The following is a 23,032-nucleotide window of genomic DNA, read 5'->3' on the forward strand; positions in this document are numbered from 1 at the left end:
GCGCATCCCGGCCGGCGTATCGGCGGAAGAGCTCGACGCTCAGGCGTTGCGCGGGCTCGCCACGCTCTCGGGCCCGAATAAGGACATCGTCGCGCGTCACCTCGTGATGGCGGGACAACTCATCGATTTGGATCCCGAGGAGGCGTACAAGCACGCAGCCGCTGCGGCCAAGCGCGCCGGGCGCGTCGACGTCGTTCGCGAGGCCGCCGCCCTGACCGCCTACGCATCGGGCCGCTATGAAGAAGCGCTGAGGGAGGTGCGCGCGGTCCGCCGCATGCGCGGAGACGACTCCCTGCGCGCCGTTGAAGCCGATGCCGAGCGCGGCCTCGGGCACCCCGAGAAGGCCGTCGAGATCATCGACAAGACGAGCACGGAAGGCATGGAGCTCTCCGAGCAGGTCGAGCTCGTCCTCGTCTCCTCGGGCGCGCGGGCGGACCTCGGAGAGCGCGAAGTCGCCCTTCTCATCGTCGACGACGCGCTGTCCCGTCTCCCCGAAGACACCGACCCCTACCTCGTGCGCCGCCTCATGGAGGTCAAGATCGACCGCCTGCGCGAACTCGGTCGTGACAACGAAGCCGACGAAGTCGAGGCCTCCCTGCCCGAAGAACTCGAAGACCCCGAAATCGTGGATCTTTCCCTCTTCGCGGACGCGGACGTGGACAACAAGCGCACGGCGCTGCGCGCGATGGAGACCGCGCTCGTCGAAGCCTTCGACACGGTGCTCCTCGATCTCGACGGGACGGCGTGGAACGGCGACCGTACGATCGCGCACGCATCCGAATCGGTTGACGCCGTGCGTGAAGCGGGCATGAAGACCGTGTTCGTCACCAACAACGCGATGCGGACGCCCGCGCAGGTCGCGCAGAAGCTCCGATCGATGGGATTCACCGCCGAACCCGAAATGGTGATGACCTCCGCGATGGACATCATCGCGATCATGAAGGAGACCCTCGATGAGGGCGCCAAGGTCTTCGTCATCGGCGGCGCGGGTCTTCGCGAAGCCCTCGAGGACGCGGGGTACGTGATCGTCGACTCCGCGGATGATGAGCCCGCAGCCGTTGTGCAGGGGCTCGACACCGCGGTCGACTGGACGCTCCTGTCCGAAGGCGCATTCGCGATTCAGCGCGGTGCCGAGTTCTACGCCACGAACCTCGACGCCACGCTCCCGCAGGAACGGGGCTTCGCCCTCGGCAACGGATCCCTCGTGCGCGCGATCGAACACGCGACCCGCAAGCGCCCGCGCGCCGGGGGGAAGCCGGAACCCGGCATCTATCTCCGCGCCGCGGCGCTCGTCGACGGGGAGAAGCCGATCGCGGTCGGCGACCGGCTGGAGACGGACATCTCCGGAGCCGTATCCGCTTCGATGCCGGCGATGCACGTGCTCACCGGCGTCCACGGCGCCCGCGACGTGATCCGCGCGCCCCGCGGACAGCGCCCGAGCTTCCTCGCACTCGACATGCGCGGGCTCCTCGAAGCCCACCCCCGGGCCAAGCACCATCGCGACGGGACCTGGACCTGCGGTGATTCGCAGGTCGTCAAGGTCACGCGCTGGGGCGCCCTGACGGTCGACGACGTCGAACTCGATGAGAACACGCCCTGCACGGTCACGCTCGACACCTACCGCGCCCTCGCCGCAGCCGGCTGGGACTACGCGGATGAGAAGGGCAACGCCGTGCGCTGCCCCGCGATCACCGTGGTCGAGAACGGTGACCCGAGCGGAGTCATCGAAGCGCCCGAGCCCGTCGAATCCCCCGAAGCACCCGAAACGGACGGCGGTTTCGACGCGGGCGACGAAGAACTCGCTCTTCTCGCGGACGAGTTGGACGAGGCCGTCGAGACGCCGGCCTTCCTCCCCGGCGAGGAAGAACTCGAGCGCCTCCTCGCCGAAACCGCAGACCTCGACGCCGAGAACCGACAGGATGACGAGAACGCGGACGAGCCCGACGAGGACAGCGCCGAATGAACCCGGCCGCTCCGGTGCCGAGGGGAGCCCCGCCCGCGGGAGCAGGGATCGAAGCGGAAGTCGAGTCGATCCTCATCGGCTGCGAGGACGCCCGGCTCGATGACCGGATCGAAGCCCTCGCGCGCATCGACGAACGGCTTCGAGCCTGTCTCGACTCCGAGGCGTCGAAGTGAAGCTGCGAAGGATCGATTCCGAACTCGTGCGACGCGGCCTCGTGAAGTCGAGGACGCACGCGCAGGAGCTCATCACCGCCGGCCGCGTCAGACTCGACGGCGAGGTCGTCCTCAAGCCCGCGCGTCAGATGGACCCCGCGCAGGCCGTGGTCATCACGGGAAACGATGAAGTCGAGTACGTGTCCCGCGGCGCCCACAAGCTCGCGGGCGCCCTCGACGCACTCGGCGACGCGGGGCCGAAAGTCGCCGGACGCAGGTGCCTCGATGCGGGCGCCTCGACGGGCGGCTTCACCGATGTCCTCCTGCGCAGGGGAGCGGCATCGGTCGTCGCCGTCGACGTCGGCTACGGGCAGTTGGCATGGAGCCTCCAGTCCGACCCGAGGGTCGAAGTCCGTGACCGGACGAACGTGCGCACGCTCAAAGCCGGGGACATCGAACCGGCTCCGGAGCTCGTCGTCGGGGACATGTCCTTCATCTCCCTTCAACTCGTCATCCCCGCCCTCGTCGATGCAGCCGCCGAAGACGCGGATTTCCTCCTCATGGTCAAGCCGCAGTTCGAGATCGGCAAGGACCGGCTCGGCCACGGCGGAGTCGTCAAGAACCCGGCGCATCACGTGGAAACGGTCGAGGCAGTCGCGGGCTGCGCGATCCGCACAGGCCTCGACATCGTCGCTGTCGAGGCCTCGCCTCTGCCCGGTCCCTCCGGCAACGTCGAGTACTTCTTGCACATGCGCGCCTCCCATCCCGCTCCGATCGCCCACGAGGACCTGCATTCGCGTATCGTCGAAGCGGTGGAACGCGGTCCCGCCGGATCGGGGAAGGAAGAGAAATGATCGCCACGGTGATGCTCGTACGGCATGTTCACCGTTCCGATGCGCTCATCGCCGCCGAGGTGATGGCGAGCGAACTACGGGCTCTCGGCGTCGACGTCCGGCACGAGGATCCGGATGCGGAAGCGGACTTCGTCCTCGCGATGGGCGGGGACGGGACCATCCTCGCTGCCGCGCATCACGCCCACCTGCGCAATGCGCCGCTCCTGGGAGTCAACGTCGGCCACATGGGTTTCCTCGCCGAGGCGACCGGCCAGGACCTCGCGCTCATCGCGCGCAGGATCGCGGGCGAGGACTTCCACATCGAAGAGCGCATGACCCTCGACGTGCAGGTCCGCGAACCCGATGGAAGCATCCGGAACGATTGGGCGCTCAACGAGGCGGTGGTCGTTCACACCGACGTCGCCCACCCGGTGCACGTCGCCCTCGCCGTCGACGGGCAGGACGTTTCGACCTACGGCGCCGACGGCATGATCATCGCGACGCCGACCGGCTCGACCGCCTACTCCTTCTCCGCTGGCGGCCCCGTGGTCTGGCCCGATGCAGAGGCCGTCGTGCTCGCTCCTCTGGCCGCGCACGGCCTGTTCACGCGGCCGCTCGTTCTCGGACCGTCGGCCCTTCTCGAAGTGGCGGTGCTCGAAGAGAACTGGACGGACCCGGAGATGTGGTGCGACGGGCTGAGAAGAACCCCGCTCCCGGCGGGTTCGGTCGTCTCGACCCGGGTCGGTGCGCGCCCCGTGCGCCTCGTGCGCCTCGACGAGACCCCTTTCTCCGCGCGCCTCGTCGAAAGACTCAACCTCCCGGTCCGCGGATGGCGGTCCCGTCACCCACGAACGGGGCTCCGATGATCACGCGGATCGAAATCTCAGGGATCGGCGTCATCGACCGCGCCGAGCTCGACTTCGGAGAGGGACTCACCGTCCTGACGGGCGAGACCGGAGCGGGCAAGACGATGGTCCTCACATCGGTGGACCTCCTCCTGGGCGGCCGTGCGGATCCCGGCCTCGTCAGGACCGGCCACGAGAACGCGCAGGTCGACGGTTTCTTCACCGTCGATCCCTCCCAGGCGCAGACCGCGCAGGACGAGGGCGGGCTCGTCGAGGACGGCGAGCTCATCGTCTCGCGGACGGTGCCGGCGCAGGGCCGATCCCGAGCGAGGCTCGGCGGCAGGCCCGTGCCCGCCTCGAGTCTGACTCGCGCCATCGCCCCGCTCATCACCGTGCACGGCCAGGCCGACCAGATCCGGCTCACCAGCCCGAACGCTCAACGCGCGCTCCTCGACTCCTCCGGCGATGCGCGCCATCGCGCCCTCATGGCCGAATACGCCGAACACTGGCGCGCGGCCGTCGCCCTCAAGAAGGAACTCGACGAGGCTCTCGCCGATTCCTCGACCCGCGGCGCGCAAATCGATGAGCTGTCGAAAGCGCTGGAACTCATCGACGCGCTCGACATCCACGAGGGCGAAGACGAAGAACTGAGGATCGAGGCCCGGCGTCTGATGAGCGTCGAAGACCTCGGCCGCCTGATCGAAGCCGCCCGCACCGCGATTCAAGGCGCGGATGAGGAACCGGGGGCGGCCCGCCTCCTCCGCGAGTCCCTCGATCGTCTCGACGACGCGAAGCGGATGGACGAAGCGCTCGAGGAGACCGCCGCGCGCCTGCGTTCGATCGTCATCGATGCGCAGACCCTCGCCGATGACCTCGCCGACTACGCGCGCACCCTCGATGCCGACCCCGCCCGCCTCTCCCAGGTGATGTCTCGCCGCCACGCCCTGAAGAACCTTCTCGAAGGACGCGCCTCGGATGCGACGGGGCTCCTGGAATGGGCCGATGAAGCGCGCGAGCGATTGGCCCGCCTGGTCGATCCCGACAAGGACCCCGAGAAGATCCGCGAGCGGCTGACGGACGCCCAGGCCCAGGTCATCGCGGCGGGCGAAAGGCTGACGGCGAGCCGAAAGCGCCTCGCGACCCGCCTCGCCGAAGCCGTCGGAGGCGAGCTCCAGGCGCTCGCGATGAAGGACGCGGCCCTGGAGATCCTCGTCGCGCCCTCGAAACCGAACTCCCACGGCCTCGACGAGGTGACGATCCTCCTGCGCCCCCATCCGAGCGCGAATGCCCGCCCGCTCGGTCAAGGCGCATCGGGCGGCGAACTCTCGAGGATCATGCTCGCCCTCGAAGTGGTCCTCGGCGAGGGCGACGAAGCGACGACTTTCATCTTCGACGAAGTCGATGCGGGCATCGGCGGGCGCACCGCGACGGAAGTCGGCGCGCGCCTCGCAGCCCTGGCGAAGAAGCGCCAGGTCCTCGTCGTCACCCACCTGCCCCAAGTCGCGGTCTTCGCCTCGACGCACCTCGTCGTGAGCAAGCAGGAGGGAACGACGCGAGTGGTCAAGGTCGAGGGGGCCGAGCGCGAGGCCGAATTGACGCGCATGATGGGTGGAGATCCTCACTCCCCGGCGGCACGCCGACACGCCATCGAGGTCCTGACCTCGGCCGTGCCACAATCGAAGGGATGATGGACGAACTCAACGCACCCGGCGCCCCAGGCGCGGATCTTCGCTCTCGCGCGCGCGTCGACGGCAGGATCAGGACCCTTGTGACGCGCCTCGAAGCGGGCGAGATCGCGGTCATCGATCAGCTCGACCTCGACCGCGCCTCGGCGCATGCACTCGTGTCCGCGCGCCCCAGCGCCGTATTGAATGCGGCCCCCTCGACCTCCGGCAGGCATCAAGTCCTCGGCCCGAAGATCCTGCTCGATGCCGGCATCCCCGTCATCGATGATCTCGGGCCCGACATCATGTCGGTGCGCGAGGGCCAGACGCTCGAGATCCGCGGATCCGAGGTGCGGCGCGACGGCGTCGTCATCGCCTCGGGTCGCAGGCTCGATCCGAGCGACCTCGAACGCGACGAACGGGAACTGCGACGCACGATCTCCACGCAGATCGGATCCTTCGCCGCGACGATCGACGAATACCTGGCGCTCGACGGGGCCGTGCTCCGGGGCGAAGGCGTCCCCGCCTACTCCGCGCAGATCGCTTCCCGCCCCGTCCTGCTCGTCCTCGACGATGCGCGGGCCGAATCGGATCTCGCGCGCGCCAAGCGCTGGATCGCGGATGCCGCCCCCTACGTCATCGGGGTCGATGCGGGCGCCAATATCGCCGCGAAATCCGGGTGCATGCCGGATCTCGTCGTCGGGGACGCGGACCGGATCGACGAGAAGCCGCTGCGCAGGGCGAAGCACAGGGTCGTGCGGCGCGGACACAACGGGCTCGCGCCGGGGCGCGAACGCCTCGATCGCATGGGGCTCTCCTGCGCGGAGGTCGAGATGTCGGGGACGAGCGAAGACGCGGCGATCCTCGTCGCCACGCATTCGGGCGCGACCTCGATCGTCGTCGCCGGCGGGCGCCATGACCTCGATGACTTCGTCGACCGCGGCCGATCGGCGATGGCGCCGTCCTTCTTCTCCCGGCTCGCCGCCGGTGATGCGCTCATCTCCGCCCGCGCCGTCGCGGCGACGCACCGTCCGAGAATCGGCGGGGGGTGGCTCGCCGTACTGCTCCTCGCCATGCTCGCCTGCCTGGGCGCCGCCCTGTGGTCGACCCCCTGGGGACACGACCTGTTCACCTCGATCATCACCCGGGCGAATCCTTTCGCCGCCGCCACTGATCCCGGGTCCTGGTCGGGGCTCGTCTGAGGAGTAGTCCATGCTGAATTTCCGCTATCACATCGTCTCGCTCGTCGCAGTCTTCGCGGCCCTCGCGATCGGTATCGTCCTAGGCGCGGGCCCCTTGCAGGCGCGCATCTCCTCCGCGCTCGCCGGACCGCAGGCCGAGGAGTCTGCCGTCGACACGGCCGCCCTCGCCGCCGCCCAGCGCATTTCGGACGCCGATGCGCAAGCGCTGACCGAGCTCGCGCAGTCGCGCCTCGACGGGGTGCTCGCAGATCTCAAGGTGGCGACGATCGCCCTGCCCGGCGCCTCCGCCGAGGACGTCACCGCGGTGTCGAAGGGCCTCGAAAGCGCGGGGGCCGAGGTCGTCGGCCACGCCTCCCTGTCCGAGAACTGGCAGGCGCAGACGATGGCCACCTACCGTGACACCCTCGCCACGCCTTTGGCCTCGCACCTGCCGAACCTTCCTTCGGACGCCACCTCGGATGCGACGATCGCGTACGGGATCGTCGCGGCCCTCACCTCCACGGGCGCCGAAACGGAGCTCGTCACGCAGATCCTCACCGACGATTCCACGCCGATCCTCCACCTCGACACCGATCCGAAGGGCGCGGCGCAGGCTCTCGTCGTCGTGGGCGCGCGCGACTCCTCGAAGGGGGCGGCCGACGCGCAGTCGGCGTCATCCCTCGCCTCCCAGGAGGCCTGGAGCGGCCTCGCACGGGCCCTCACCTCAGCCCCGAAATCCGGGCTCGTCATCGCCGACGCCCATGATTCGACCTCGATGGCCGCGATGCTGCGCTCCACCGGTGCCCAGATCACCTCGATCGACACCCCGGGATCCGCGCTCAGCGTCTACGCCGCCGCCATCGCCTTGCGGGACGCCTCGGCGAGTGCTCGCGCCTTCGGCGTCGGGGAGGGCGCGACCCGGGTCATGCCCGAGCTCCCCTGATCCTCGAGTGCCGGAGCGCGCCCCTCGGACAGTCCGGAGGGGCGCGCTCCTTCTTGTTATGCTGGAGTCCCATGGTGATGACATCAATGCGCAATTCCACTATGGATCACACAATCCCCGCACACATCTTCGTGACCGGCGGAGTCGTCTCCTCCCTGGGGAAGGGCCTGACGGCGTCGAGCCTGGGCCGCCTCCTGAGGTCGAGGGGCCTGTCGGTCGTCATGCAGAAGCTCGATCCGTACATCAACGTGGATCCGGGCACGATGAATCCCTTCCAGCACGGTGAGGTCTTCGTCACCGAGGACGGAGCCGAGACCGATCTCGACATCGGCCACTACGAGCGCTTCCTCGACGTCGCGCTTTCCGGCGACGCGAATGCGACGACGGGCCAGGTCTACTCGAGCGTCATCGCCAAGGAACGCCGCGGCGAGTACCTGGGCGACACCGTCCAGGTGATCCCGCACATCACCGACGAGATCAAGCGCGTCATGCGCTCCCAAGCGACGCCGAACGCCGCCGGTGAGATCCCCGACGTCATCATCACCGAGATCGGCGGCACCGTCGGCGACATCGAGTCCCAGCCCTTCTTGGAGGCCGCCCGTCAAGTCCGCGCCGACCTCGGGCGGGACAAGGTGGCCTTCGTCCACGTGTCCCTGGTCCCCTTCCTGCCGGCCGCGGGCGAGCTCAAGACGAAGCCGACGCAGCATTCGGTGGCGGCGCTGCGCTCCATCGGCATCGCGCCCGACGCCCTCGTCCTGCGGACCGATCGGCCCCTGCCCGAGGGCGTGAAGGGCAAAATCGCCCTCATGTGCGACGTCGACCGGGATGCGGTCATCGAATGCGCCGACGCGAACTCGATCTACGAGGTCCCGCCGACCCTGCACCGCGAGGGCCTGGACGCCTACCTCGTTCAACGCCTGTCCCTTCCGTTCCGCGACGTCGACTGGACGGAGTGGAACGGCCTCCTCGAGCGCGTCCACTCCCCGAAGTACCGCGTGGAGGTCGCCCTCGTCGGCAAGTACGTCGACCTTCATGACGCCTACCTGTCCGTCTCCGAGGCGATCCGGCACGGAGGATTCGCGAACAACGCGCGCGTCGACATCCGCTGGGTCGCCTCCGACACCTGCGAGACGCCCGAGGGGGCGAGCCGCGAACTCGCAGGGGTCGACGCGATCGTCGTCCCGGGCGGCTTCGGCGTGCGCGGCATCGAGGGCAAGCTCGGCGCCCTGCGCTGGGCGCGCGAGCACGGGGTCCCGACCCTCGGCCTCTGCCTCGGCCTCCAGTGCATGGTGATCGAGGCGGCGCGCAACCTCCTCGGCCTGGCAGGAGCCTCTTCGACCGAAATGGATCCGGACACCCCCGATCCCGTCGTGGCCACGATGGACTCCCAGCGGGGGATCGTCTCCGGCGAGGGGGACCTGGGCGGGACGATGCGCCTGGGCGCCTACGACGCGGTGCTCGCCGAAGGCTCGCTCGTGGCCAGGACCTACGGGACGACGCAGGTCTGCGAACGCCACCGCCATCGCTTCGAGGTGAACAACGCCTATCGGGAGCGCCTCGAATCGGTCGGCCTGCGCGTCTCGGGAACATCACCCGACGGCGGCCTCGTCGAATTCGTGGAGCTCGACGAGTCGATCCATCCCTTCTACCTCGCCACGCAGGCCCACCCCGAGTTCAAGTCGCGTCCGACCCGCCCCCATCCGCTGTTCGCCGCGCTCATCGCGGCCGGCCTCGAACGCCATAAGGGCCGTTACTCCTCGCGCGGCGCACAGGCCTCGGCCGAGGGCGGTGACGCGGAATGAGCCTCGAAGAACTCAGCGCGGAGCAGGCGGCGGATCTTCGCGACGCCAAGGAAACGCGCGAAGTGGTCGAGCATCGGGAGCTGTGGCGGGGGAGGATCATCGGTCTGGAGGAAGACCTCGTCCGTCTCTCGCCGAGCGGCGACCCCGTGCTGCGTCAGTACACCGAGCATCCGGGAGCCGTGGCGGTCGTCGCGATGCGAGGCGGGGACGGGCGCGAGGAGGTCCTCCTCGAGCGCCAGTACCGTCATCCCGTGGGCGCCCTGCTCTGGGAGATCCCCGCGGGTCTTCTCGACATCGACGGCGAGGCTCCGCACCTGGCCGCCGCTCGCGAGCTCGAAGAGGAGGCGGACCTCCTGGCCGGGCGTTGGGACGTCCTCGTCGACTTCTTCACCTCGCCCGGGGGCACGGACGAGTCTTTGAGGATCTTCCTCGCCCGCGAGCTCTCGCCCGCGCCCGCGCCCTTCGCGCGCGAAGACGAGGAGGCGGACCTGGTCCTCGCGTGGGTGGGGCTCGACGATGCCGTGTCCTTCGTCCTCGAAGGGCGGATCCACAACCCCTCCGCGGTCGCGGGCATCCTCGCCGCCCATGCCGCTCGGGCGAGGAAGTGGGAGGGGCTCAGGCCAGTCGAGGCGCACTGGTTGCGCTAGGCGGGGTGGGATCTCACTCACCATGCAATTTTGTGAAGCGGAACGTGCGTAAAACGGCGTAAACTCTGATCGTTCAAACGTGGAGAGATGATCGGAGGCGCTGTGTCAGACCAACCGGACGCGTGCACCCGTGAACAGGTCCTCGACCTCATCGTCGAAAAGGGTCCGGTGACGGCGAGCGTCATCGCGCGGATCCTCAACCTGACCACGGCCGCGGTGCGGCGCCACATCACGATCCTCCTCGACTCCGAGGAGATCGAGGAGCACGAACCGACAGTCGCCGGCAAGCGCGGAAGAGGACGTCCCGCGCGGCACTACGTCGCCAGTCGCGGCGCCCACGCCCGCCTTGCCGAAGGCTATTCCGAACTCGCCGTGAAAGCCCTGGGCTACCTCGGGCAGGTCGGCGGGAAAGACGCCGTAGAAGCCTTCGCCGCGGCTCGTTCTCGGGAGATCGAGAGGCGTTACGCGCCGATTGTCCGCGATGCCGGCACGGATCCCAAGATCCGGGCCCAGGCGCTCGCCGACGCTCTCACCCAGGACGGCTACGCCGCCACGGTCAGGGAGATCGGCCCGAACGGTTTCGCCGTGCAGCTCTGCCAGGGGCATTGTCCGATCCAAGAGGTCGCCGATGACTTCCCGCAGCTCTGCGAGGCCGAAACCAGGGCCTTCTCCCGACTCCTCGACGTTCACGTCCAACGCCTGGCCACGCTCGCCGGTGGTGAACACGTGTGCACGACCCACATCCCCGTGGCCGTCCCGGTGATCCACCCGGCGACCCGAGCGGCGCTGCATTCGCAGTCCCGCTCCCAGAATTGATGAGAGGCTGAAGATATATGACCCAGTCACCGCAGGTCGCAGACCTCGATGACCGTCCATTGACCGATGACGAGATCATCGAGTCGATCGGCGTTTACGAGTACGGATGGCGCGACAACGACGACTACTCCAAGGACGCCGAGTACGGGATCAACGCGGACGTCGTCCGCTCGATCTCGGCGCACAAGGGCGAACCGGAGTGGATGCTCGAACGCCGCCTCAAGGCGCTCGAGATCTTCGACCGCAAGCCCATGCCGACCTGGGGCCCGGACCTGTCGGGCATCGACTTCGACGCCTTCAAGTACTACGTCAATCCGACGGATCGGCAGGTGAAGGACTGGCAGGACCTCCCCGAGGCGATCCGCACCACCTACGACCGCCTCGGCATCCCCGAGGCCGAGAAGAACCGCCTCGTGGCGGGCGTCGCCGCCCAGTACGAGTCCGAGGTCGTCTACCAGCAGATCCAGGAGGATCTCGAACGCCAGGGCGTCATCTTCCTCGACACGGACACCGGCCTCAAGGAGCATCCGGAGATCTTCCAGGAATACTTCGGCAAGGCCGTCCCCTCCGGCGACAACAAGTTCTCCGCCCTCAACACCGCCGCATGGTCGGGCGGCTCCTTCGTCTACGTGCCGCCGGGCGTGCACGTGAACATCCCGCTCCAGGCCTACTTCCGGATCAACACCGAGGCGCTGGGCCAGTTCGAGCGGACGCTCATCATCGCCGATGAGGGCTCCTACGTGCACTACGTCGAGGGCTGCACGGCGCCGATCTACGACGAGAACTCCCTCCACTCGGGCGTCATCGAGATCTTCGTGAAGAAGGGCGCCCGCGTCCGCTACACGACCATCCAGAACTGGTCGACGAACGTCCTCAACCTCGTCACGCAGCGCGCGGTCGTCGAAGAGGGCGGCACGATGGAATGGGTTGACGGCAACATGGGCGCCGCGATCACGATGAAGTACCCCGCCTGCTACCTCATGGGCGAGCACGCCCGGGGCGAAACGCTCTCCATCGGCTTCGCAGGCCCGGGCCAGCATCAGGACACGGGCGCCAAGATGGTTCACATGGCGCCGCACACCTCGTCCTCGATCGTCTCGAAGTCGGTGTCCCGCGGAGGCGGGCGCACCTCCTACCGCGGACTCGTCAGGGTCAATTCGAGGGCGCGGCATTCCAAGTCGAACGTCCTGTGCGACGCGCTCCTCGTCGACAAGGTCTCGCGGACCGACACCTACCCCTATGTCGATGTGCGCACCGACGACGTCGAGATGGGGCACGAGGCGACCGTTTCGAAGGTCTCCGCGGATCAGCTCTTCTACCTCATGAGTCGCGGCCTCGATGAGAACGAGGCGATGGCGATGATCGTGCGCGGCTTCGTCGAGCCGATCGCCAAGGAGCTCCCCATGGAGTACGCCCTCGAGCTCAACCGCCTCATCGAACTGCAGATGGAAGGATCTGTCGGCTGATATGACGACTGAATACGCAATGCCCGCACCGCATTCCCACGGCGCAGTCGACAAGGGCGGGCACGCCTCCAGGGCCGACCGGCCGACATCCTTCGACCTCGACGCGATCCCCGTTCCGGGCGGGCGCGAGGAGGATTGGCGATTCACGCCCATGCGCCGGATCGAGAAGCTGTTCGAGACGGGCAACTACGCCGAGGGCGACGCGCCGCTGCGCGTCCAGGCGCCCGAGGGCGTGCTCGTCGAAAAGGCCGACCGCCGGGATCCGCGCCTGGGCACCGTGCTCGCCCCCGGCGACCGCACCGCCGTCGTCGCGTGGAACGCATTCGAGAACTCGACCGTGGTCGCGGTTCCGAAGGGCGCCGTCATCACCGAGCCGATCCGCATCGAGATCGACGCCGTCGAGGGCGTGCGCGCCCAGCATCTGCGGATCGAGGTCGGTGAACTCGCCGAGGCGACCATCATCCTCACCCATCGCGGGAGCGCCGGGGCGGCTCTCAACCAGACCGTGGAGTTCAGCGCGGGAGACGCCTCGAAGGCGACGCTCGTCTCGATCCAGGAATGGGACGACACGGTCCTGCACGCCTCGAATCACCGTCTCTCGCTCGGCAAGGACGCGAAGTTCACCCACATCGTCGTCACCTTCGGCGGCGACCTCGTGCGCATCAGCTCCGACACGGACTTCAGGGGCACCGGTGGCGAGCTCACCATGCTCGGCCTCTACTTCGTCGACGCCGACCAGCATCTCGAGCACCGCGTCTTCGTCGATCACTCCCAGCCGAACTGCTACTCGCGCGTCACCTACAAGGGAGCCCTCCAGGGCCAGGACGCGCACGCGGTCTGGATCGGCGACTGCCTCATCCGCGAAACGGCCGACGACACGGACACTTACGAGCTCAACCGCAACCTCGTGCTCACCGAGGGCGCGAAGGCCGATTCGGTGCCGAACCTCGAGATCGAGAACGGCGAGATCAAGGGGGCGGGCCACGCCTCGGCGACGGGCCGCTTCGACGACGAGCAGCTCTTCTACCTCATGAGCCGCGGCGTCTCAGAAGCCGATGCGCGCCGCCTGGTGGTGCGCGGCTTCTTCGCCGAGCTCATCAACCAGATCGGCGTCCCCGAGGTGGTCGATCACCTCATGGAGTCCGTCGAAGCCGAACTCGCCAAGTCCCGAACCATCTGAGCCGCGAAGGCCAGCAACGACCACCCGGCTCGAGCCGGAAGCAGGAGGAACAATGTCGACCCTGAAAATCTCGGATCTCCACGTCACCGTCGAAACGGCCGACGGCCCCAAGGAGATCCTCAAGGGCGTGAATCTTACGATCAATTCCGGTGAGGTCCACGCGATCATGGGCCCGAACGGTTCGGGCAAGTCCACTCTCGCCTACGCCCTCGCCGGTCACCCGGCCTACGAGATCACGCAGGGCGAGGCGTGGCTCGACGACCGGCTCATCACGGAGATGAGCGTCGATGAGCGCGCCAAGGCCGGCCTTTTCCTCGCGATGCAGTACCCGGTCGAGGTCGCGGGAGTCTCGGTCTCGAACTTCCTGCGCACGGCGAAGACCGCGATCGACGGCGAGGCGCCCCAGATCCGCCAGTGGGTCAAGGACGTCAAATCCTCCATGGACAAGCTCCGCATGGATTCCGACTTCGCCGAGCGCGATGTGAACGTCGGCTTCTCCGGCGGTGAGAAGAAGCGCCTCGAGATCCTCCAGATGGAGCTGCTGCGGCCCTCCTTCGCGGTCCTCGACGAGACCGATTCCGGCCTCGACGTCGATGCGCTGCGCATCGTCTCCGAGGGCGTGAACCGCGTTCATGACGAGACCGGTTGCGGCGTCATGCTCATCACGCACTACACGCGGATCCTGCGCTACATCAAGCCCAGTCACGTCCACGTCTTCGTGGCGGGGCGCGTCGTCGCCGAGGGCGGGCCCGAGCTCGCCGATCAACTCGAGGACGAGGGCTACGACAAGTACCTCGGGTGAGCGGACTCTTGGGGATGCACGCGCGCGCCGCCGCCTTCGACGACCACGAGCTCGCCGCGATCAGGTCGGACTTCCCGATCCTCGACCGCATCGGCCGGGGCGGGAACCCGATCGCCTACCTCGACGCCTCGGCGACCTCGCAGAAGCCGGCTTGCGTCATCGAGGCGGGGGCCGAGTTCTACCGCAGGCGCAACGCCGCCGTCCACAGGGGCACCCACCTCCTGGGCGACGAGTCGACCGCGGCCTTCGAGGACGGGCGCGAGGCGCTCGCAGCCTTCATCAACGGGCGTTCCGATGAGATCGTGTGGACGAAGAACGCCACCGAGGGCATCAACCTCGTCGCCCTCGCGATCGGCCATGCCTCGGCGGGGCGCGGCGGCTCTGAGGCGGAGCGCCTGAGGATCGGCCCGGGCGACCGGATCGTGACGACGAGGGCGGAACACCATGCCAATCTCGTGCCCTGGCAGGAGCTCTGCGCCAGGACCGGTGCGGAGCTCGCCTGGCTCGACCTCACCCCGGACGGACGGATCGATCCGGAGACCCTGGGCGTGATCACGGCGAACACGAGGCTCGTCGCCTTCACCCACGCGTCGAATGTGACGGGGGCGATCTCCCCGGTCGCCGAGATCGTCGCGGCGGCCAGGGCGGTCGGCGCGATCATCGTCCTCGACACGTGCCAGTCGAGCGCGCACATGCCGATCGACGTCGCCGCCCTCGGCGTCGACTTCGCGGTCATGTCCTCCCACAAGATGCTCGGGCCCACGGGCGCGGGCGCGCTGTGGGGGAGGCGCGAACTGCTCGAGCTCATGCCGCCGGTGCTCACCGGAGGTTCGATGATCGAGAACGTCACGATGGAGGGGGCGAGCTACATGCCCCCTCCCGAGCGCTTCGAAGCGGGCTCGCAGCCGGTCGCCCAGATCGCGGGCTGGACCCGGGCGCTGAAGTACCTCGCGGAACTCGATATGGATCGCGTCCACGCCCACGAGTCCGTTCTCACCGCGCACCTGCTCGAGGGCGTGGCGGACATCGAGGGCGTGCGGCTCCTCGGGCCGGCCGATGAGGCCGATCGCATCGGCGTCGTCGCCTTCGCCGTCGACGGCGTGCATCCTCACGATGTCGGGCAGGTGCTCGACGCCGACGACGTGGCGATCCGCGTCGGGCACCACTGCGCGATCCCGCTCCACACCTTCTTCGGCGTGCGCTCATCCGCCCGTGCGTCCGTCGCGCCGATGAATTCGATCGAGGAGATCGATCGTTTCCTCGCGTCGCTGCGACGCGTCCGTTCGTATTTCGGAGGCCAATGATGTCGAGTCTCGATCAGCTCTACCAGCAGGTGATCCTCGATCACGCCCGGGCCAGGCACGGCGCCGGGCCCGTCGAGGACGTCGAAGCGTCCTCCCACCAGGTGAATCCGACCTGCGGCGACGAGGTCACCCTGGGCGTTTCGCTCGATGATCAGGGCAAGGTCGCCCGCCTCGTGTGGGACGGCGACGGCTGCTCCATCTCCCAGGCCTCCCTGTCGATGCTCACCGACCTCGTGGCGGGCGCCTCCCTCGACGAGGTGCGCGCGGGATACGCCGCGATGGAGAAGATGATGCACTCGAGGAACCAGGGGGTCGGTGAGGACGTCCTCGATCTCCTCGGAGACGCGGCGGCCCTCGAGTCCACCTCGCAATTCGCCAACCGCGTGAAGTGCGCGCTGCTTGGCTGGTACGCCCTGCGCGACGCCGTCGCGAAGCTCGGAACCGATATCGCAGGAGAACAGGCATGAGCAATCCCATGGCCCAATCAGAACCGGTCGAGCAGCGATTCGGTCAGGCGCCGGATCCTAAGGGGGCCTCGTCGATCAACGGAACGGACCTCGTCGAACACGGTTCGGTTCCGGGAGGCGACGTCCTCGAGGCTCTCAAGGACGTCATCGATCCGGAACTCGGGATCAACATCGTCGATCTCGGCCTCGTGTACGGCGTGCAGATCGGGGAGGACGACTCCGTGATCCTGGAGATGACCCTCACCTCCGCAGCGTGCCCGCTCACTGATGTCATCGAGCGCCAGGCGCAGATGGTCCTCAGCCACCTCGTCACCGAGGTGACGATCTCGTGGGTGTGGATGCCGCCGTGGGGTCCGGATCGGATCACGCCCGATGGGCGCGAGCAGCTCCGCGCGATCGGATTCAACGTCTGATCCGCCCGGCTGGAGGGGGCGGGTCTTTCGATCCCGCCCCCTCCAGCCGTCATCGCTCATTCGGCCGCGGGCCCGTCCGGGATCGCCTCATCCGAGGCCGGGCTGGGCGAGGACTGCGCCGATCCGGACACGATGAGGTCGCGGACCTTGCGCCGCATCACTTTGCCGAGCGGATTGCGCGGAAGATCGGCGAGGATGGCGATGAGACGGGGGAGCGCGTAGTGGGCGATCCTCCGTTCCGCCCAGAGGCGCACCTGCTCGAGGGTGATCGTTTCTGCGTCCTCCTCGAGGACGAGGGCCGCGACGACCTCCTCCTTCGCGTCGCCCGAGGGGATGCCGACCACCGCGACGTCCTTGACCCCGGGAAGCCCGCGGATCGCCGCTTCGACCTGACTCGGGTAGACGTTGAACCCGCCGGAGAAGATGAGCTCCTTCTTCCGGTCGGTCATGCGGATGAAGCCGTCGTCGAGGATCCCGACATCGCCCGTGCGGAACCAGCCGTCCTCGGTGAAGACCCGCGCGGTCTCCTCGGGCGCGTCGAGGTAGCCGTCGAAGACCTGCGGTCCTCGAACGAGGATCTCGCCCGGTTCGCCTGCGTCCACATCACGGCCGGGATCCTCCAGGTCGACCAGACGGACCTCGGTCGAGGCGAAGGGGAGTCCGAGGACGCCGTGCCGGCGTTGATCCGACAGCGGGGCGCCCATGAGGACGGGCGAGGTCTCCGTGAGGCCGTAGCCTTCGACGATCATCCCGCCCGTGGCCTCCTCCCAGCGCTCCGCCGATTCCGTCGACAGGGGCATCGCCCCGGCGACGGAGTAGCGGATCGAGGTCAGGGGTGTTCCGGTCTGGGCCGCGCGGCGCTCGATGCGTTCGAACATCGGCGGGACGCCGACGAAGAAGGTGACGGGCCTGCGCCGGTGCGAATCGAGGGCGAGGTCGACGTCGAACTTCGGCAGGACGATCTGGGTCGCGGCCTTGCCGACGGCGGCGCAGCAGAAGAAGGTGAGGCCGAAGGCGTGGAAGAAGGGGAGGAGCGACCAGAAGGTCTCGGCGCCCTCGTGGAGCTTCCAGACCCAGAAGAGGCACTGGTTGACGTTCGCCCCGATATTCCGGTGGGTGAGGGGCACCGACTTGGGGATGCCGTTCGTCCCCCCGGTGTGGAGGATGACGGCGCGCTCCGATCCGGTCGCACCGGGGACCTGCGGATCGACGCGGTCCGCGCGTGCGCAGGCGTCATCGAAGGAGAGGGCCTCCTCGGGGCGGGCCGAGCGCATTTGCGCCTTCGCGGCCCGCGCTTTCGCCAGCGGCGCCTTGAGGAGCATGCGCCGGGATGCCGGCATGAGACGCGTGATGTCGACGGTGAAGAGCGTGTCGAGCGAGGTCGTGCGAGTCGGATACGCCTGCGCGCACTTCTCCCAGACGACCGCCACCTTCGCGCCGTGGCGCCCGAGCTGCTCGGCGATCTCTGCGGCGGGCGCGAGCGGGTTGTGCTGGGCGACGACCGCGCCGATGCGCATGCACGCGTAGAAGACGATGAGGGCCTGCGGGGTGTTGGGCAGGGCGACGGCGACGACATCGCCCCTGCGGACGCCGGCCGCGACGAGGACCGCGGCGGCGCGCAGGGACATGTCGAGGAATTCCGCGTAGGTGAACTCGCGCCCGAAGTAGTCGATGGCCGCGCGTTCGGGGTAGAAGCGCGCCGCCGTCTCGAGCAGGCTGAAGAGCGAGCCCTCGGGCACGGGGATCTCATAGGGGCAGCCCGCATCGTAGAAGCGCCTGGCCTCAGCCACTACCTCACTCACCGTGAACCTCCATCCGGGTCCGGTGCTGCTGGGCCCATCGTGATCATCATCCTCCTCGAGGAAGGACGCTCCTCTTCCCGTCCCATCAGACGACGGGGGCCGACCAGGTGTCGCAGGTCGCGATCGACCCCTCAGTGAGGCCCTTCATGAGCCATGTCTTGCGCTGCTCCGCGGATCCGTGGGTCCACGTGTCCGCATTGGTCGATCCTTGATACTTCGTCTGGATGCGGTCGTCGCCGATGGCCTCGGCGGTCGTGAGGGCGTCATCGACCTCCTGCTCGGTGGGCGTGAGGAGGAAGGGGATGCCCGAGTCCGGGTCGATCGTCGTGGAGGCCCAGTGCATCCACAGGCCCGCGTAGCAATCGGCCTGGAGCTCCGAACGGACTCCGGCGCCCTGCTCCCCGGTCTTGCGGGTGTCGTGCGAGTGGAAGACTCCCTGGAGGTTCTGGATGTGGTGCCCCCATTCGTGCGCGACGACGTACTCCTGCGCGAGGGGGGCGTTGCGCGCGCCGAGCTCGCGCTCCATCTGGGTGAAGAAGCCGAGGTCGAGGTACACGCCGCGGTCGGCGGGGCAGTAGAAGGGGCCCGTGGCCGAGCTCGCCGATCCGCAGCCCGTGCTCACGGAATCCTGGAAGATCTGGAAGCCCGGCATCGCGTAGTCGACCCCGGAGCCCTGGGAGCGCAGCTGCTCGTCCCAGACGGCGTCGAGCGAATCCGCCGTCGTCACCATTCGGCACTCCGTGCGCTCGTTCGCGGCGGCGCCGCTCGTGCAGGAGCTGAGATCGACGCCCGCCGTCGAGGACGAGGGGGCGGGCGCCGCACCGCCTTGGAGCAGGCCCGTGAGGTCGATGCCGGTGAAATGCGAGATGAGGAGCACGGCGATCACCGTGAGGACCGATCCGCCCCCGATGCCGGCCGCGCGGCGCCCCGAGGTGCGTACGCGCGAAGAATCCGAACGCACCTGTTCATTGAAGCTCATGAGTGGGATCCCTTCGCGCTGTCGTGCGTGTAGCGGCCGAGCATATCGTCTCGGAAGGCTTCGTAGTCCCCATTGTCGATCGATCCGCGGATCGCGTCGACCAAACGGACGGTGAACCATTCGTTGTGGATCGTCGCCAGGGTCGAGGCGAGGATCTCCTTGGCCTTGAAGAGGTGATGGACGTAGGCGGCCGAATAGTGCGTGCAGGTGTAGCAGCCGCATCCTTCGACCAGGGGGGAGAAATCGCGTTTGAAGCGCGCATTCGTCACGTTGAAACGGCCGTCAGGGGAGTAGATCGCGGCATTGCGCGCGACCCTCGAGGGATTGACGCAGTCGAAGGTGTCGGCTCCGGCCTCGACTCCGGCGAAGAAGTCCTCCGGTTCGGAGATGCCGAGGAGGTGACGAGGGCGGTCCTCGCCGAGCTCTTCGCTCACCCAGGACAGGATGGTTCCGAGATTCTCCTTCTCGAGGGCGCCTCCGAGGCCGAAGCCGTCGAAGCGCCAGCCGTCCTCGTCCATCGCGGCCATGGTCCGGGCCGCCCGCCTGCGCAGGTCCTCGTATTGGGCGCCTTGGATCACCCCCCAGAGCTGCTGGTACGGCTTGCCGGCGCGCTCTTCGGTCAGGCGCGCATGGGCGCGCAGGCAGCGCCTCGCCCAGGCGTGCGTCCGCTCGAGCGACTCCTCCTGGTACGAGCGCGGGTGGAGCAGCGAGGTGAGCTCGTCGAAGGCGAACATGATGTCGCTGCCGAGCTCGTGCTGGATCCTCATCGACACTTCGGCGGTGAAGCGGTGGCGGGTGCCGTCGATGTGGGAGCGGAAGACGACCCCGTCCTCGTCGACGACCGCCTCTGAGGCCTTGACCGCCTGCATGTGGAGCTTGGGGTCGTTCGGGTCCGCTTTGCCGGAGAACTCCTGGGAGAGGACCTTCTTGAATCCCGCTCCGAGCGAGAGGACCTGGAATCCGCCGGAGTCCGTGTAGGTGGGACCGCGCCAGTTCATGAATGCGCCGAGCCCCCCGGCCTCGTCCACGAGGTCCGAGCCTGGCTGGAGGTAGAGGTGGTAGGCGTTCGCGAGGACCGCCTGGGCGCCCAGGTCCGCCACCATCTCCGGGACGAGCGCCTTGACGTTCGCCTTCGTCCCGACGGGGATGAAGGCCGGGGTGCGGATGACGCCGTGAGCGGTGCGGATGACGCCCGTTCGTCCGAGTCCGTAACCGGCGTCCAATCGCGTGCCGAGGTCGAAGCCGCGGTCGTCGTCGGGGGCGGCGTTCGGGGGCGCCAAGGGCCGCTGCGCCGGGGCGGCGAGCCAGGGCGCGCTCATGCGGCGAGCACCTCCTGGGGCTCGAGGCCTTCACGCTTCCTCACGAGGGCGACCGCGCGGTACGTGATCGGGAGGAGAACGACCTCGACGCCGACTTTGTACACGTAGCCGGTGATGACGTAGTTGAGGAAGTCGAGACCGGGGATGACGCCCGCGAAGGCGATCGTGCAGAAGAGCACGGTGTCGAAGAGCTCGCCGACCATCGTCGATCCGATGAGGCGCGCCCAGAGGCGCTCGGCCCCCCAGCGCTGCCTGATCTTGACGAGGACGAAGGAGTTGACGAGCTGGCCGACGAGGTAGCCGATGACGGAGGCGGCGACGATCCGCGGGACGAAACCGAGGACCGCTTCGAATGCCGCCTGATTCTCGTACCCGGGTCCGACGGGGGCGACTTGAACGAGGAAGAAGATGAGGGAGGCCAGGACCGAGGCGATGAAGCCCAGGACGATCACGCGCTTCGCGCGGGCGAACCCGTAGACCTCCGAGAGGACGTCTCCGAGCACGTAGGTGAGCGGGAAGAGGATCGCGCCCCCGTCGAACACGAGGTGGATCGGCCCTGCATCCAGCGCCGTCACTTTCGTCGCGGCGATATTCGAGATGAGGAGGAACGCGACGAACATGACGGCGATGACGTCGAAGATGCGGGGTGCGCGTTCGCTCGTCCCGGTGGAATCGATCATGAAGGGCCTCGTCTCTCGTGAACTCCCTCCCATTGTGCCTTCACCTGCGCGGAATCGAGCAACCGGATCGGGGTGTATCGGCCCACAACCCTTAGGATCATCGGGTGATCAATGTTTCGGATTTCTCTTTGCGCATCGGCGCCCGCGATCTCGTGCGTCATGCGAGCTTCCGCATCGACAAGGGCATGCGGATCGGTCTCGTTGGCCGCAACGGCGCGGGGAAGACCACGACGATGCGGCTCCTCGCCGGTGAGAGGGACAAGGGGGCGGCCGAGCATGAGGGTTCGATCACCTCGAACGGCACCATCGGCTACCTCGCCCAGGACACGCACATCGGAGAGCAGGCGCTGAGCGCGAGGGAGCGCATCATCTCCGTGCGCGGCATCGACGAGATCATCGCGAAGATCCGTAAGGCCGAGCACGAGATGGCTTCGACCGAGGGCGCCCGGCAGGTCAAGGCGATGGAGCGCTACGTGCGCCTCGATCAGCAGTTCACCGCGCAGGGAGGGTGGGCGGCGAACGCCGAGGCCGCTCAGATCGCCCATTCTCTGGGGCTCGAGGACCGCGTCCTCGAGCAGAGCCTGGATACCCTGTCCGGCGGGCAGCGGCGCCGCGTGGAACTCGCCCGTGTGCTCTTCTCCGGCGCGGACGTCCTGCTCCTCGACGAGCCGACGAACCACCTCGACCACGATTCAATCCTGTGGCTGCGGGACTGGATCAAGACCTTCCCCGGCGGGGTCATGATGATCTCCCACGACGTCAAGCTGCTGGGGGAGACCGTCAACCAGGTCTTCTACTTGGATGCGATGCGGGCCGAGATCGACGTGTACCACCTCGGGTGGTCGGCCTACCTCCTCCAGCGCGAGGAGGACGAGAGGCGCCGTCGCAAGGAACGGGCGAACGCCGTGAAGAAGGCCGAGCAGCTGCGCGCCCAGGGCGAGAAGATGCGGGCGAAGGCGACGAAGGCCGTGGCTGCCCAGCAGATGCTGCGCAGGGCAGATGAACTCCTCGCTCAGGCCGGCGCCGAGGCCGTCCAGGAGAAGGTGGCGCGTCTGCGTTTCCCCGATCCTTCGCCCTCGGGGAGGGTGCCTTTGACGGCGGAGGGCTTGTCGAAGTCCTACGGGTCCCTCGAGGTGTTCACGGGCGTGGATCTTGCGATCGACCGCGGTGCGAAGGTCGTGGTCCTCGGCCTCAACGGTGCGGGCAAGACGACCCTGCTGCGCCTTCTTTCGGGCATCGAGGCGCCGGATACGGGCGAGGTGATCCCCGGTCACGGCCTCAAGCTCGGCTACTACGCGCAGGAGCATGAGACCCTCGATAATGCGGCGAGCGTGCGGGACAACATGGCGCACGCCGCTCCCGAGCTCGATGAGACGCATCTTCGGAACATCCTCGGCCAGTTCCTCTTCTCCGGCGACGACGTCGACAAGCCCGTCTCGGTGCTCTCCGGCGGTGAGAAGACGCGACTCGCGCTTGCGACGCTCGTGGTTTCCGGAGCGAACGTGCTCCTCCTCGATGAGCCGACGAACAACCTCGACCCGGCATCGCGCGAGGAGATCCTCAACGCCCTCGGATCCTACGAGGGCGCGGTCGTCCTGGTCACCCACGATCCGGGGGCGGTGACGGCGCTGCACCCGGACCGCGTGCTCCTCCTGCCCGATGCGGACGAGGACCTGTGGGACGACTCCTACCTCGACCTCGTGACGCTGACCTGAAGCGCGATGAGGGCCCCGGATCGCTGATCCGGGGCCCTTTCAGTTCATCGACGCGCGGG

The 23,032-nt window shown here is 68.1% G+C and carries 21 protein-coding genes; 17 read left to right on the forward strand and 4 right to left on the reverse strand.

Annotated elements, in window-relative coordinates:
- The first annotated feature begins 46 nt into the window (after positions 1-46).
- The 16 genes from HD592_RS05675 to HD592_RS05750 all read left to right on the forward strand — a co-directional run bounded on the left by HD592_RS05675 (position 47) and on the right by HD592_RS05750 (position 16,478).
- A complete protein-coding gene (locus tag HD592_RS05675; RefSeq protein ID WP_246429991.1) occupies positions 47-1,963 on the forward strand; it encodes an HAD-IIA family hydrolase in 1,917 nt (638 codons plus the stop codon).
- Entirely contained in the window at positions 1,960-2,136 is a 177-nt protein-coding gene (locus HD592_RS05680; protein WP_184452461.1) for a hypothetical protein, read from the forward strand. Before HD592_RS05675 ends, HD592_RS05680 begins: the two co-directional genes overlap by 4 nt.
- A complete protein-coding gene (locus tag HD592_RS05685) occupies positions 2,133-2,969 on the forward strand; it encodes a TlyA family RNA methyltransferase (RefSeq protein WP_184452462.1) in 837 nt (278 codons plus the stop codon). Before HD592_RS05680 ends, HD592_RS05685 begins: the two co-directional genes overlap by 4 nt.
- Positions 2,966-3,814, forward strand: coding sequence for an NAD kinase (locus HD592_RS05690; RefSeq protein WP_184452463.1), 849 nt, complete (start codon positions 2,966-2,968; stop codon positions 3,812-3,814). The genes HD592_RS05685 and HD592_RS05690 overlap by 4 nt, the downstream gene beginning before the upstream one ends.
- A complete protein-coding gene (gene recN / locus HD592_RS05695; protein WP_184452464.1) occupies positions 3,811-5,481 on the forward strand; it encodes a DNA repair protein RecN in 1,671 nt (556 codons plus the stop codon). Before HD592_RS05690 ends, recN begins: the two co-directional genes overlap by 4 nt.
- The gene (gene steA / locus HD592_RS05700; protein ID WP_184452465.1) at positions 5,478-6,659 is read left to right on the forward strand and encodes a putative cytokinetic ring protein SteA; all 1,182 of its coding nucleotides are present in this window, start codon (positions 5,478-5,480) and stop codon (positions 6,657-6,659) included. Before recN ends, steA begins: the two co-directional genes overlap by 4 nt.
- Before the next feature lie 10 nt (positions 6,660-6,669).
- Positions 6,670-7,581, forward strand: coding sequence for a copper transporter (locus HD592_RS05705; protein ID WP_184452466.1), 912 nt, complete (start codon positions 6,670-6,672; stop codon positions 7,579-7,581).
- A gap of 101 nt (positions 7,582-7,682) precedes the next feature.
- Positions 7,683-9,383, forward strand: coding sequence for a CTP synthase (pyrG, locus tag HD592_RS05710; protein WP_246429992.1), 1,701 nt, complete (start codon positions 7,683-7,685; stop codon positions 9,381-9,383).
- A complete protein-coding gene (locus HD592_RS05715) occupies positions 9,380-10,030 on the forward strand; it encodes an NUDIX domain-containing protein (RefSeq protein ID WP_184452467.1) in 651 nt (216 codons plus the stop codon). The genes pyrG and HD592_RS05715 overlap by 4 nt, the downstream gene beginning before the upstream one ends.
- 87 nt (positions 10,031-10,117) lie before the next feature.
- Positions 10,118-10,846, forward strand: a complete 729-nt coding sequence (locus HD592_RS05720; protein WP_221437828.1) for a helix-turn-helix transcriptional regulator — start codon at positions 10,118-10,120, stop codon at positions 10,844-10,846.
- Positions 10,847-10,863: 17 nt separating this feature from the next.
- Positions 10,864-12,312 carry a Fe-S cluster assembly protein SufB gene (gene sufB / locus HD592_RS05725; protein WP_184452469.1) on the forward strand — a complete coding sequence of 483 codons (1,449 nt, stop codon included), beginning with the start codon at positions 10,864-10,866 and terminating at the stop codon, positions 12,310-12,312.
- Between the two features lies 1 nt (position 12,313).
- Complete coding sequence (sufD, locus tag HD592_RS05730) at positions 12,314-13,492, forward strand: Fe-S cluster assembly protein SufD (RefSeq protein WP_184452470.1); 1,179 nt, start codon at positions 12,314-12,316, stop codon at positions 13,490-13,492.
- A 52-nt stretch (positions 13,493-13,544) separates the two neighbouring features.
- Positions 13,545-14,294 carry a Fe-S cluster assembly ATPase SufC gene (gene sufC / locus HD592_RS05735; protein ID WP_184452471.1) on the forward strand — a complete coding sequence of 250 codons (750 nt, stop codon included), beginning with the start codon at positions 13,545-13,547 and terminating at the stop codon, positions 14,292-14,294.
- A 14-nt stretch (positions 14,295-14,308) separates the two neighbouring features.
- Positions 14,309-15,598: a SufS family cysteine desulfurase gene (locus HD592_RS05740; RefSeq protein ID WP_184454484.1), complete on the forward strand. Its 1,290-nt coding sequence runs from the start codon at positions 14,309-14,311 to the stop codon at positions 15,596-15,598.
- Positions 15,598-16,065, forward strand: coding sequence for a Fe-S cluster assembly sulfur transfer protein SufU (gene sufU, locus HD592_RS05745; protein WP_184454486.1), 468 nt, complete (start codon positions 15,598-15,600; stop codon positions 16,063-16,065). Before HD592_RS05740 ends, sufU begins: the two co-directional genes overlap by 1 nt.
- Entirely contained in the window at positions 16,062-16,478 is a 417-nt protein-coding gene (locus HD592_RS05750) for a metal-sulfur cluster assembly factor (RefSeq protein WP_184452472.1), read from the forward strand. The genes sufU and HD592_RS05750 overlap by 4 nt, the downstream gene beginning before the upstream one ends.
- A gap of 56 nt (positions 16,479-16,534) precedes the next feature.
- On the opposite strand, the gene HD592_RS05755 is transcribed toward HD592_RS05750, so the two are convergent.
- The 4 genes from HD592_RS05755 to HD592_RS05770 form a co-directional block, all read right to left on the reverse strand.
- The gene (locus HD592_RS05755; protein ID WP_184452473.1) at positions 16,535-18,280 is read right to left on the reverse strand and encodes an AMP-binding protein; all 1,746 of its coding nucleotides are present in this window, start codon (positions 18,278-18,280) and stop codon (positions 16,535-16,537) included.
- A gap of 85 nt (positions 18,281-18,365) precedes the next feature.
- Positions 18,366-19,259: a KPN_02809 family neutral zinc metallopeptidase gene (gene ypfJ, locus HD592_RS05760; RefSeq protein WP_184452474.1), complete on the reverse strand. Its 894-nt coding sequence runs from the start codon at positions 19,257-19,259 to the stop codon at positions 18,366-18,368.
- Complete coding sequence (gene tgt, locus HD592_RS05765; protein WP_184452475.1) at positions 19,256-20,578, reverse strand: tRNA guanosine(34) transglycosylase Tgt; 1,323 nt, start codon at positions 20,576-20,578, stop codon at positions 19,256-19,258. Before tgt ends, ypfJ begins: the two co-directional genes overlap by 4 nt.
- Positions 20,575-21,258, reverse strand: a complete 684-nt coding sequence (locus HD592_RS05770; RefSeq protein WP_184452476.1) for a queuosine precursor transporter — start codon at positions 21,256-21,258, stop codon at positions 20,575-20,577. The genes tgt and HD592_RS05770 overlap by 4 nt, the downstream gene beginning before the upstream one ends.
- Before the next feature lie 104 nt (positions 21,259-21,362).
- Here HD592_RS05770 and HD592_RS05775 point away from each other — a divergent pair, with 104 nt between their 5' ends.
- A complete protein-coding gene (locus HD592_RS05775) occupies positions 21,363-22,973 on the forward strand; it encodes an ATP-binding cassette domain-containing protein (RefSeq protein WP_184452477.1) in 1,611 nt (536 codons plus the stop codon).
- Positions 22,974-23,032: the final 59 nt, after the last annotated feature.

The organism is Schaalia hyovaginalis (genome assembly GCF_014208035.1).
Classification (GTDB): domain Bacteria; phylum Actinomycetota; class Actinomycetes; order Actinomycetales; family Actinomycetaceae; genus Pauljensenia; species Pauljensenia hyovaginalis.